This window comes from Solemya elarraichensis gill symbiont (genome assembly GCF_002021095.1).
In the GTDB taxonomy this organism is placed as follows: domain Bacteria; phylum Pseudomonadota; class Gammaproteobacteria; order Chromatiales; family Chromatiaceae.
The window spans coordinates 25,668-37,519 of record NZ_MPRK01000001.1; the positions used below are offsets into that span (position 1 = coordinate 25,668).

Here is an 11,852-nt window from a genome sequence, read left to right on the forward strand (position 1 = left end):
ACTCAGTCTTCCGACTTATGCGCCCTGTGCAGCAGTTCCTTGACAGCTTCTCGCGGTGACTGTCCTTCGTACAGGATGCGATAAACCTGGTCGGTAATCGGCATCTCGACACCAAGCTCCTGCGCCTTGAAGTAGACTTCGCGCGCTGTATTGATGCCTTCGATCTCTTGCTGAATCTCGGCTTTCGCCTCGTCGATTGTCAGTCCGCGTGCTAGTGCAAGGCCAAGACGGCGGTTGCGTGACTGGTCATCTGTGCAGGTGAGAGTCAGGTCGCCAAGGCCGGCAAGGCCCATGAAAGTTTCAGGGTGTGCGCCAATCGCTGCACCGAGGCGAGTGATTTCAGCCAGTCCTCGCGTGATCAATGCGGCACGCGCGTTGGCACCAAATCCAAGTCCATCAGACATGCCGGCACCAATCGCCATGACATTCTTGCTCGCACCGCCAATCTGTACTCCTACGATGTCGTGGCTTGTGTAGGCACGGAAGGTATCAGAGCTGAAAGCCTCGGCTAGAAACTCTGCATATTTTTCGGAATTTGAGGCAATGGTTATCGCTGTTGGGTAACCGGCTGCTACTTCCTTGGCAAATGTAGGTCCTGAGAGTACGGCTACATCTGTATTTGGTAGCAGTTCATGAGCCACTTCGCTGAGCAGTTTTTTGCTTGACGGGTCGAGCCCCTTGGTTGCCCATGCTATGCGGGCAGTATCAGGATTGATGGTTTTTACCTGGTCGACCACTGCACGGAAAGCGTGGCTGGGAACGACGATCAGTACCTCATCCGTCGTTGCCAGAACCTCTTTTAGATCGCTGTTGGCAGTCAGGTTGTCCGGAAAGGGGATGTCCGGGATGTAACGCTTGTTGCGCCTGTCGCGGTTGTGCGCTTCAACTTCCGGTGGCAGGCCCCATAGTATGACCTGGTGGCCATTATGTGCCAGGAGAATGGCGAGTGCGGTACCCCAGGAACCAGCCCCGAGTACCGCGAATCTCTTTGCCTCAGTGGGACTGCTCACTATCCTGCTCTTGTTGCGCCTGCTGCATGTGTTGCATATAGAGTTGCTCGAAATTAACCGGTGTCAGCAACAGTTGCGGGAAGCTTCCACGGTTGACGAGATCTGACACGGTTTCACGCGCATAGGGAAACAGGACGTTAGGACACTGGATGCCCATGATTGGCCCCATCTGCTCATCAGGTACAATCATAACCTGGAAAATTCCGGCCTGGTGAACCTCGGCCAGGAACGCAGTCTCTTCGCCATTTTTCACGGTGATGGTGACAACCAGCACGACTTCATAGTTATTCTCATCGATCTGGTTAACCTCTGTGTTGAGGTCGAGGCTCATGTCCGGATTCCACTCCTTGAGGAACACCTGTGGAGAATTCGGAGTCTCGAAGGAGAGGTCCTTGGTATAGATACGCTGGAGGTTGAATTGTGGTTCGTTGTTTTCGCTCATGGTTCCTGTTGCCTGAAAGAGTGGTTATTTTGTAGATACCGGAAGCTTCTCTGCTTCCCATGCATGAAGTCCGCCACGCAGATTATAAACTTTTTCAAAGCCGGCCTTGCGCAGGTCGCCGCATGCCGAGCCGCTTTGGTTGCCGCTTTTACAGCTCACAATAACCGGAGTTTGCTTGAACTTTTCCAGGCTATGGATCTGGTTCTTGAAGCCGTTCAGTGGAATACTGCGGGCGTTGACGATGTGTCCCTTGTGGAAATCAGCCATTGGACGTACATCGATTACGACTGCATCCTCACGATTGATCAAATGCGTTGCGCCGACCGGGTCCACGCTGTTTTTCTGTGCCTGCATCAGGTTGAATGCAAGCAGTGCAAGTACGACAAAAAGTGAGGCAACCAGTATCGCGTGGTTGCCAGCGAATTCAATCAGCTGTTCCATATCAAGTCCGTTTCTACGGGTAGAGTATTTGGGGTGTTAGTGTAACCCACTTGTACAGAAAACTTCACGCATCATACCGATTAATTGCAGCAGGCGTGGATCAGCTACCTTGTAGTAGACCCTGTTGGCATCTTTGCGTGCGGAGAGGATCTCCTTGTCGCGCAGAATTGCCAGGTGTTGCGAGATATTACTCTGAGAGGTGCCGACCTGCTCGACAATATCCTGAACGCTGACTTCCTCTTCACCCAGGGTGCAGAGAATTTTCAGGCGTACCGGGTGCGACATCGCCTTGAGTGCACGGGATGCACGGTTGATGTCTGAATCCTCCTCTATAAGCTCCAGATCTGTGATCTCTTCTTGTTTCTGCATCGTCGTGTAATCCTGTAATAACTTCTTATGGAGCATATGCTCCGCTGAATGTAGCATATATTAGAAGATTAGTGTATTCGGAGTTTTGCGGCCTGTCCGGATGTCTCTCTACTGTTTCCATGGAATTAGTCTGTAGCTGTGGATGCAAGTTGCGTTAAAATGGTCAGCAATCAGGATTGGCTGACAGAATTACAGGAACTGACGAAGAACCATGACACGTCCAACAACGACGCTTTTATTGATACTTGATGGCTGGGGACTCGGCGAAAACGAGCCGGATAATGCGATTGAAATGGCCAATACGCCAAATTGGGATCAGCTCTGGAAAGAGTGCCCCCACACGGAGATACGAACTTGCGGACCGGCTGTCGGTCTGCCCAGCGGGCAAATGGGCAACTCTGAAGTTGGCCACCTTAATCTCGGTGCCGGTCGTGTTGTCTACCAGGAATTTACTCGCGTCAGCCGTTCGATCCGTACTGGCTCCTTCTTCTCCAATCGCACCTTGACCTCTGCGGTCGACAAGGCTGCGGAAAATGGCAAAGCTGTCCACATTATCGGTCTGCTCTCTGATGGTGGGGTGCACTCGCATGAATCGCATATTCATGCGGCGATTGGGCTGGCAGTGGAAAAGGGCGTTGAAAATGTCTATGTCCATGCTTTCCTGGATGGGCGTGACACACCGCCAAAGAGTGCGAGTCATTCACTCAAACAGCTCGAAGAGGTGTTCTCGGAGGTGCAGGTTGGCAGGTTGGCAAGCATCATCGGGCGCTACTATGCGATGGACCGTGATCACCGCTGGGAACGTGTACAGGAAGCCTATGACCTGCTCACCCAGGGCAAGTCACTACATACCGCGGCGAGTGGAATGGAGGGGCTCGAGGCTGCCTATGAGCGTGGTGAGACAGATGAATTTGTCAGGGCGACTGCGATTCAACCGGCAGGCAGTGCACCTGTAGAGATGGAAGATGGTGACGTGGTGTTGTCGATGAACTATCGCTCAGACCGTGCACGTCAGTTTACCCGTGCTTTTATCGAACCCGATTTTGACGGCTTCGAACGTGAAGTTGTACCGCAGCTTGCCGACTACGTCAGCCTCACCGAGTACAACAGCGAATTTGATATACCGGTTGCATTTCCTCCGGAAAAATTACCCAACGGTTTCGGTGAGTATATTGGCAAGCTTGGTCTTCACCAGCTGCGCCTGGCCGAAACAGAGAAGTATGCGCATGTGACTTTCTTTTTCAACGGTGGCGTCGAGGAACCCTACGAGGGTGAAAAGCGTATCCTTGTTCCATCACCCAAGGTTGCGACCTATGATATGCAGCCGGAAATGAGTGCCCGCGAGGTGACTGATAACCTGGTCGAGGCAATGCACAGCGGCGAATACGACACAATTATTTGCAATTTTGCCAATACCGACATGGTTGGGCATACGGGTATCATCGATTCCGCGATCAAGGCAGTTGAAACGATTGATGAATGCCTCAGCAGGATTCGTGAGGCCTTGCACGAGGTTGGTGGTGCTGCCCTGGTGACGGCAGATCATGGCAATGTCGAAAAGATGGTTAACCGTGAATCCGGTCAGGCTTACACGGCGCATACGACCAATCCGGTTCCTCTTGTCTATATCGGTGAACGTGAAGCAAAACTGATGGAGTCGGGATCACTGAGTGATGTCGCTCCGACACTTCTGCGTATCATGGAGTTGCCACAGCCAAATGAAATGACTGGCCAGCCCTTGATTGAATTCGTGGAAAAGGGCGAGGAGGCTGCGGCCTGAACGTGCTTCCGCATGCCATGAAACAGCTGTTGCTGTGCATGGCTTGTATTGTACTGGCACTTCCTGCTGTCGCGCAGGAGCCATCAATCGAGCAGCTCGAACTCGAGGCCGTTAAAGCGAAAATTGGTCTGCTGACGCAGCAGCTTCAGGATGAACAGCAGCAGCGTGATACGGATGTGCGGCTGCTAAAAGAGACAGACGAGAAGATCTCGAACCAGTCAGCACAATTATCCACAACAGGTGAAGAGATCGCTGCAGTAAGGGCGCGTACTGTGGAGCTCGAAGAGCGTCTCGGACCACTGCGTGAACAGCTGGCAAATCAGCGACAACATCTTGCCCAGCAGGTCAGTGCCTCGTGGCGCATGGGACGTCAGCAGTTTCTCAAGTTACTGCTCAAGCAGGATGATCCGGCGCGACTCTCGCGCATACTCACATACTATGGCTATCTGAATCGTGCCCGCATCGGGATTATCGACGAGATTCGTGTCTCCTATGATCAACTGCAGGAGGTCAACCTTGCACTTGTAACCCAAAGAGAGTCACTCGAGTCGCATCTTGATGAGCAGGCGCGTCTAGTATCCCTGCTGCAGGCCGCAAGGATGGAACAGCAGCAGATTGTCGATCACTGGAACAGCTCGATTGGCTCGAGTCAGCAACAGATCGCGCAATTGGCAAAAGACGCCGAGGATCTGAATCAGTTACTTGTCAGCATCGACAAGGCGATCCCCGAGGAATTCAGGAAGCTGGGTGACAAGGGTTTCGCTGCACTCAAAGGGCAACTCGTGTGGCCGGTGAGTGGAAAAATTACCAGACAATTCGGTGAGAAGCTTTCCGGTGGGGTAGTTCTTGAAGGATTGGTTGTTTCACTACCCGAGGGCAAGCCGGTAAGAAGTGTGCATGGTGGTACGGTGGTTTTTGCTGACTGGCTGCGCGGCTACGGCATGATGGTGATTGTCGAGCATGACAGCGGCTTCATGACGCTTTATGGTTATAATCAGGAATTATTAAAGCGTGTCGGCGACAAAGTGGAAGCCGGCGAGATAATTGGCCTGTCAGGCCGCAGCGGCGGTCAGAAAAAGGGCTCACTCTATTTTGCGGTGCGCCGCGGTGAGCGTGCTATGAATCCAACGCACTGGTGTCGTGCAGTATCTAAAGGGAAGGTTGGCTAGTGAAAAGAGAACTGCTGTTAACTCTGATTGTATGCATGGCCCTTGGCGTCGGCGGGATTGCCGTGGCAGAAGAGAGCGTTGCGGAAGCGGAGGCGGAAGTCGAAAAGGAAAAAATTGCGCCGCTCGAATCACTGCGACAGTTTGCAGAGGTGTTTACCCGGGTCAAACAGTCCTATGTCGAGGAAGTGGATGATGACGAGCTGATTCGTTTCGCCATTCGCGGCATGCTCGACGGGCTTGATCCGCATTCTGATTTCGTCATTGAGGATGACTACGAGGAGTTGCAAGAGAATACCAGTGGCGAGTTTGGCGGCCTTGGTATTGAGGTCGGCATGGAAGATGGATTCGTCAAGGTGATTTCACCGATCGACGATACCCCGGCAGCAGCAGCGGGTGTCAAAGCGGGTGATCTCATCATTCGTCTTGATGATAAACCGGTCAAGGGTATGACGCTTAATGAAGCTGTCGATGTCATGCGCGGCAAGCCGGGTACCAGCATCACCCTGACTATTTTACGTGAGGGTGCAGATGCGCCAGTGGTCGTTAGAATTGAACGTGACATTATTCGTGTGAAGAGCGTCAAGGGACGCCTGCTTGAGAAGTCCTACGCCTATATCCGAATCTCGAATTTCCAGCAGCATACCTCGAAGGATATGGTCAAGCGCATAGATAACCTGCGTGAGGACTCCGAGGGACCGCTCAAGGGTCTGATTCTCGATCTGCGTAACAACCCGGGCGGGGTTTTGAATGGTGCGGTGGCTGTCAGTGATGCATTTATCACCGAGGGAGAGATCGTCTATACCAAGGGGCGTACAAAAAGCTCCATGAGTCGCTTTGCTGCCAAACCGGATGATATTCTCGATGGCGCGCCAATAGTGGTATTGGTCAATGAAGGTTCTGCCTCAGCTTCGGAGATTGTCGCAGGCGCATTGCAGGATCACCAGAGAGCAATCATCATTGGGCGCACGACCTTTGGAAAGGGCTCAGTTCAGACGGTTATTCCTGTCGATGAGAAATCTGCCGTCAAGATCACCACTGCACGCTATTTCACGCCAAAAGGGCGCTCTATCCAGGCCGAGGGTATCGTGCCTGATATTGAATTGCAGCCACTCACAGTGGAACTGAAAGAGAAAAAACTGGCCTTGGTAAGAGAGTCAGCCCTCAGCGGCCATCTGGTCAATCATGACGAGGAAGATACAGATCCGGAGCAAGCACCAGCTAACGGGGAGAGTGGCGAGGTGGAAGCGGAGCCAGAAAAGAAGGAGAGTGATGCCCCACTGGTTGTCGAGGATTTCATGCTCAACGAAGCACTCAATCTTCTTAAAGGGCCCCATATTTTTGGCCGACAAGGAGGCGAGTGATGCCTTCGGTCATCGTGCCATTGGCCCAGGGATGTGAAGAGCTTGAGGCGGTCACCATCATCGATTTGCTGCGCCGTGCCGGCGTGAGTGTGGTGACGGTTGGGCTGGACAGTGAAACTGTTACTGCCAGTCGTGGCGTGCGCCTGTTGCCTGATAAGACGATCGACGACGTGATCGACGATGAGTTCGATATGATTGTCCTGCCCGGCGGGCTGCCAGGTGCGGATAACCTCAACGCAGATCCACGAATTCACACGCTACTTAAGCGAATCAGGCAACAAAATGGCTTTACTGCGGCAATTTGTGCTGCACCCAAGGTGCTGGCAACAGCCGGTCTGCTCGATGGTTGCACGGTAACGGCCTATCCAGGTGTGCTGGAAGCGATCGAACTGCCAGGCAGCAAAGTTAGTGGTGCCGCAGTGGAGATTGACGCTAAGGTAATTACCTCGAGGGGCCCAGGCACGGCAATGGATTTTGCACTTGATCTGGTTGAGCAGCTTGTTGGAGGGGAGAAGCGCGAGGAAGTGGAAAAGGCGCTGGTTCGCTAAATCCTGATGATCGAAAATTGCTCATGCAGCAATTGGCGTTGTATCATTGATCCATTCATACAGGACGTGCAGATACGCTAAAATAAAATCTGTCACCATCCGTCGAAACTAATACAGAGAAGTTTTCATGCAGGAAAAAGAGATTACCATCGGTGTCGAAGCGGCCTATCTTGAGGAGCAGTCGACACCTGCTGACGGACAGTATGCGTTCAGTTACACCATCACCATCCACAATACCGGTGGTCAGCCGGCAAAGTTGATTAATCGCCACTGGATCATCACAGACGCGAATGGAAAAATTGATGAAGTACGCGGTGAGGGAGTGGTTGGAGAGCAGCCCTACCTGAAACCGGGTGAGGCCTTCCGCTATACCAGCGGTGCAATTCTGGACACGCCGGTGGGTGCCATGGAAGGGGAGTACGAGATGCAGGATGACGCGGGTGAGATGTTTCTCGCACAGATTCCACCTTTCTCACTGGCGGTACCGAATCGTTTGAACTAACCTTGCCACGCAGTGCCGTGTAGGAGGCCCGCCCCTGACCGCCAGGGGCGCTACACTCCATGACCTGTCACGCCTTATCTCCGCCTGATCGCTCCAAACCACGGCGCGAAAGGAACTCGCTCACTGCGTTCGTTCAGACACCCTTTCGCTTGCCCCGTGGTTTTCCGCTGGCTCCGCTAACGGCGAGCCAGCCCATGGAGTGTATCGCCTGCGACCTCTTTCACCATCAGATATCAGCTCGCCGCATACTCCAGTGACTTGTCGAGTTCGTGAACCGTGAAGGTCATGCTGTCGAGGTCACCGAGAACCCAGCTTGCAGGTGCAGTCCCTAGACCGCCGACGGTGCCGGCATCAATATACTGCGTTGTACCACCCTTGATGTTATCCAGTTTTTCGATCGAGGTTTTGTGGCTGTGGCCACAGCAGACGATATCCCAGTCACCGGTGACGGCCATGGCTCTCGCATAGTGTGGGTAATGAACCAGAAAAATGCGTTTGCCTGCGAGTTCGATACCGGCATCCTGCCCATAATAATGAATCATTGAGCCGGGTTTGCTCGACTGTCGCGACATCGACACCAGGTCGCCGGTATTGTTGCCGTGGATAACGTGAATCGGGACACCGAGCGCATTGAGTGGTTGCAGGCTGCTGGGCGCGACCACGTCTCCGCAGTGTAGAATCGCCTCGGCACCAGCTTGCACGGCAGCCTTGGCCGCTGCTACCATCAGCAGGATGTGATCATGGCTGTCTGTAATAATGCCGATTTTCATTTACCAGCAACTCCCAATTTGGATGCCCGTCGCGATTAAGGGGTGCAATTCTCGCACAAAATGCTTTGCAAGGCATTGTATTGAACAATAAAAAACCCCGGTACATGACCGGGGTTTCGCTTGCGTGATGTTTTTGGCTTAGAAAGCAGGTTTTTCCGGAGCATCGTTATAGCGGGCGATGCTGTCTGTGATCTCTTTCTTGGCCTCTTCCGGGCCTTCCCAGCCGATAATCTTGACCCACTTGCCGCTTTCGAGATCCTTGTAGTGTTCGAAAAAGTGCGAGATACGATCGAGGAGTTCCTGTGACATATCACGAAAGCTCTGTATGTCACGGTAGCAGCGAGTCAGCTTGTCTTTTGGCACTGCCAGAACCTTGGCATCCATTCCTGCCTCGTCTTCCATCTGCAGGACGCCGACCGGGCGAACCTGGATCACGGAGCCGGGAATCAGCGGGTAGGGAGTGACAACCAGTACGTCGCACGGGTCGCCGTCATCCGAGAGTGAATGAGGAACATAACCGTAGTTACACGGGTAGTGCATGGCAGTAGCCATGAAGCGGTCGACAAACATCGCGCCTGTATCTTTATCAACTTCATACTTGACCGGGTCAGCATGTGACGGGATCTCGATGATGACATTGACCTCGTTTGGCGTGCCGCTCCCTGCGGTGACTTTATCCAGATTCATGGTGATATATCCCCTTTTCTCTCTTGATTAGGTGATTGATTATATATGTTGCGGTGCAAAAATCGACAAAAATATACAGAAATTAGCGTCATACACTGGTGAAATCTGTTTTTTCCTCGCAATCCCCTGAAAAACAGAAAGGGAGGCAATTGCCTCCCTTTCCGGTTTCATGCCGAGCTTCGATTAAAGTTCGAAGTTCTCCAGCTTGCGTTCTACGCCGGCCAACTTCAGGGTGACATAGTCAGGCATGCCGTTGTCGTCGTAGGGAGGGTAGGACTCACCCTTGATCAAAGGATAGAGATACTCTTTACAACCATCAGTGATACCGAAACCATCTTCAGAGATGTATTCCATTGGCATCATCTTCTCAACGTTTGCCACCTCGGAGAGAGGCGCTTCGCCGATGCTCCACTTATAGGGCGATGATGATTCGCGCACGACGGTTGGCATGATTGAGTTTTTACCCTCAAGAGCCTTTTCTACACCGGCCTTGCCGAGAGCGTAAGCCTGCTCGACATCAGAACCGGATGCGAGGTGACGTGCTGCACGCTGCAGGTAGTCAGCAACAGCCCAGTGAAATTTGTAACCAAGCGCATCCGTGATCATGTTGGCAACAACAGGTGCCGCACCGCCAAGCTGTGCATGGCCGAAAGAGTCACGCGTACCCTGTTCAGCAAGGAAAGTGCCATCAGGATAGTGAGCGCCCTCGGAAACCACGATGGTGCAGTAACCGTACTCCTTGACCTTGGCGTCAACTGCGGCAAGGAATTTCTCCTGGTCGAATTCAACTTCCGGGAAAAGGGTAACAACAGGAATGCCGTAGTCCTCGACCAGTGCGCCTGCTGCCGCGATCCAGCCGGCGTGGCGTCCCATAACCTCGATGACAAAAATCTTGGTCGAGGTTTTAGCCATAGAGCGTACGTCGTAGGAGGCTTCCAGGGTGGAAACGGCAATATACTTGGCAACTGAGCCAAAGCCGGGGCAGTTGTCAGTAATCGGCAGATCGTTATCGACAGTTTTTGGAATGTGGATCGCCTGTACAGGGAAGCCCATTTTTTCAGAGAGCTGGGAAACCTTGAAGCAGGTATCAGCCGAGTCGCCGCCGCCGTTGTAGAAGAAGTAGCCGATGTTGTGTGCTTTGAAAATCTCGATCAGGCGTTCGTATTCACGCTTGTTGTCCTCGAGACTCTTGAGCTTGAAGCGGCATGAGCCGAAAGCGCCGGAAGGCGTATGTTTCAGAGCGGCAATCGCTTCATCAGACTCCTGGCTGGTGTCGATCAGTTCCTCGGTCAGTGCGCCGATGATACCGTTACGGCCAGCATAGACATTTGCGATCTTGTCAGGGTGCTGGCGGGCAGTCTCAATGACGCCACAGGCAGATGCGTTGATCACTGAGGTGACACCGCCGGACTGGGCATAAAATGCGTTTTTTGCACTCATGTTTCTACTCCAATTGATTTCAAATTATTGATTAAAAGTGTTTTGTTTCTGCCGCCGCTGCCATGCAGGCAATAATGCCCGGGTGGAATCAGCGACGTGTCTGGATCTCTCCGCGCTCTGCAGGCGAATCTCGGCATCTGCCAGCTGGTAGGGCCTTGTTTCCCCGTAACCTTCCTTGAGTGTGGTCTCAATGAGCCATTTCTCAGTTTTGTTGATGTCAGGTATTACGGCCATCGGGTGTTAACTGCTTCTCTGTAAAAACGGGTATTTTGCATAAAAATGGCACGAAAAGCGCCATAATTTTGCTCAAACCGCATAAATATAGTGAATTTTACCCGTGTTTGAAGCATGCTACTTGAAAAATTAGTGAAAATAGCTTATCTGTGTGTGTCACGGCTCGCAATCCAAATGTCTGGATGTGGCCATGCAAATAATTAATCAACAAAAACGTGCAGTTGCAGCAATTGACAACTGCCATCGGATAACAAACTGGAAGCAGTATGCGAATGATACTTATGGGCCCTCCGGGTGCGGGCAAGGCTTCACTGGCAAAAAAAATCGCCAAGGCTCTCAAAATACCCCGTATTCACCTGCAGGACAGGCTGACCAGCATGGCCGGAGAAGAGACTGAACTCGGACGCCTTGTCGGTGAACTGATCACTGCCTGTGCGCTGATCCCTGACGAGGTCATTTCAACTGCGCTGCATGAGGAGATCGAAACCGCCAGAGAGGGTTTTATCATTGATGGTTTTCCACGCGATCCGGCACAGGCGGCCCAGCTCGACAACTTTCTCAAGGGCGTAGGGGCGCCACTCGAACTGATTATCGAGGTGCATGCAGACAATGATGACCTGATGGAGCGTCTCGTCGGCATGCTCGAGTGCGGTACTTGCGGAACCAAGTACAACACCTATACAAAACCACCCATGGTGGAGGGCATGTGCGATATGTGCGGTGGCCGGATTGCAAGACGCCCGGCAGATTACGAGGAGACGGTGGCCAACAAGCTGCGCAATTGCGAGGTCAGCATTGCCGAAATTCTCAGCTACTTCAAATCGCAAAAAATTGCTCATCAGTTGTACGGTCTTGCCGATAGGGAAGATGCCTATGAACGTGCCATGGAGATCATCAAGTCTGTCGAGAGGATTCCGTTGGTAGACATGGAAGCGGTCCAGGAAGAAAAGAGCGCTGGCAAGAAGAAGCGCGGCAAGGCAAGCGCCAAGAAAAAGAGTGAAGCTGCACCTGCTGTAGACCAGAAGAGTAAAGCGACTGAGAAGGGGGCTGCAAAGAAGGCAGCGAAGAAAGCTGTAAAAAAAGCAGCGCAAAAAGCGCC

The 11,852-nt window shown here is 52.6% G+C and carries 13 protein-coding genes; 6 read left to right on the plus strand and 7 right to left on the minus strand.

The window, feature by feature from the left end; all coding sequences use genetic code 11:
- Positions 1-2: 2 nt before the first annotated feature.
- Genes BOW51_RS00120 through BOW51_RS00135 form a run of 4 tightly spaced genes read right to left on the minus strand, consistent with a single transcriptional unit; the run spans position 3 to position 2,262 of the window.
- On the minus strand, positions 3-1,010 hold the full coding sequence (locus BOW51_RS00120) for an NAD(P)H-dependent glycerol-3-phosphate dehydrogenase (RefSeq protein ID WP_078475839.1): 1,008 nt from the start codon (positions 1,008-1,010) through the stop codon (positions 3-5).
- On the minus strand, positions 994-1,452 hold the full coding sequence (gene secB, locus BOW51_RS00125) for a protein-export chaperone SecB (protein ID WP_078475840.1): 459 nt from the start codon (positions 1,450-1,452) through the stop codon (positions 994-996). Before secB ends, BOW51_RS00120 begins: the two co-directional genes overlap by 17 nt.
- Before the next feature lie 24 nt (positions 1,453-1,476).
- Positions 1,477-1,893 (minus strand): rhodanese-like domain-containing protein, encoded by a 417-nt coding sequence (locus BOW51_RS00130; protein ID WP_078475841.1) that lies wholly within the window; start codon positions 1,891-1,893, stop codon positions 1,477-1,479.
- A 36-nt stretch (positions 1,894-1,929) separates the two neighbouring features.
- Complete coding sequence (locus tag BOW51_RS00135; protein ID WP_078475842.1) at positions 1,930-2,262, minus strand: ArsR/SmtB family transcription factor; 333 nt, start codon at positions 2,260-2,262, stop codon at positions 1,930-1,932.
- Between the two features lie 211 nt (positions 2,263-2,473).
- On the opposite strand from BOW51_RS00135, the gene gpmI reads away from it, so the two are divergent.
- From gpmI to apaG, 5 genes are all read left to right on the plus strand, one after another.
- Positions 2,474-4,042 (plus strand): 2,3-bisphosphoglycerate-independent phosphoglycerate mutase, encoded by a 1,569-nt coding sequence (gene gpmI / locus BOW51_RS00140; protein ID WP_078475843.1) that lies wholly within the window; start codon positions 2,474-2,476, stop codon positions 4,040-4,042.
- 2 nt (positions 4,043-4,044) lie between these two features.
- On the plus strand, positions 4,045-5,211 hold the full coding sequence (locus tag BOW51_RS00145) for a murein hydrolase activator EnvC family protein (RefSeq protein ID WP_078475844.1): 1,167 nt from the start codon (positions 4,045-4,047) through the stop codon (positions 5,209-5,211).
- 35 nt (positions 5,212-5,246) lie between these two features.
- Positions 5,247-6,572, plus strand: a complete 1,326-nt coding sequence (locus BOW51_RS00150) for a S41 family peptidase (RefSeq protein ID WP_078475845.1) — start codon at positions 5,247-5,249, stop codon at positions 6,570-6,572.
- Positions 6,572-7,120 carry a DJ-1 family glyoxalase III gene (locus tag BOW51_RS00155; RefSeq protein ID WP_078475846.1) on the plus strand — a complete coding sequence of 183 codons (549 nt, stop codon included), beginning with the start codon at positions 6,572-6,574 and terminating at the stop codon, positions 7,118-7,120. The genes BOW51_RS00150 and BOW51_RS00155 overlap by 1 nt, the downstream gene beginning before the upstream one ends.
- A 127-nt stretch (positions 7,121-7,247) precedes the next feature.
- Positions 7,248-7,622, plus strand: a complete 375-nt coding sequence (apaG, locus tag BOW51_RS00160) for a Co2+/Mg2+ efflux facilitator ApaG/CorD (RefSeq protein ID WP_078475847.1) — start codon at positions 7,248-7,250, stop codon at positions 7,620-7,622.
- A gap of 233 nt (positions 7,623-7,855) precedes the next feature.
- Here apaG and BOW51_RS00165 read toward each other — a convergent pair whose 3' ends face one another.
- The 3 genes from BOW51_RS00165 to BOW51_RS00175 all read right to left on the minus strand — a co-directional run bounded on the left by BOW51_RS00165 (position 7,856) and on the right by BOW51_RS00175 (position 10,519).
- A complete protein-coding gene (locus tag BOW51_RS00165) occupies positions 7,856-8,392 on the minus strand; it encodes a metallophosphoesterase family protein (protein ID WP_078475848.1) in 537 nt (178 codons plus the stop codon).
- Between the two features lie 138 nt (positions 8,393-8,530).
- The gene (gene ppa / locus BOW51_RS00170; protein ID WP_078475849.1) at positions 8,531-9,079 is read right to left on the minus strand and encodes an inorganic diphosphatase; all 549 of its coding nucleotides are present in this window, start codon (positions 9,077-9,079) and stop codon (positions 8,531-8,533) included.
- 183 nt (positions 9,080-9,262) lie between these two features.
- Positions 9,263-10,519 (minus strand): 6-phosphofructokinase, encoded by a 1,257-nt coding sequence (locus BOW51_RS00175; protein WP_078475850.1) that lies wholly within the window; start codon positions 10,517-10,519, stop codon positions 9,263-9,265.
- A gap of 500 nt (positions 10,520-11,019) precedes the next feature.
- On the opposite strand from BOW51_RS00175, the gene BOW51_RS00180 reads away from it, so the two are divergent.
- Positions 11,020-11,852, plus strand: an 833-nt coding sequence (locus BOW51_RS00180) for an adenylate kinase family protein (RefSeq protein WP_135567972.1), incomplete at its 3' end; no start/stop codon positions are given.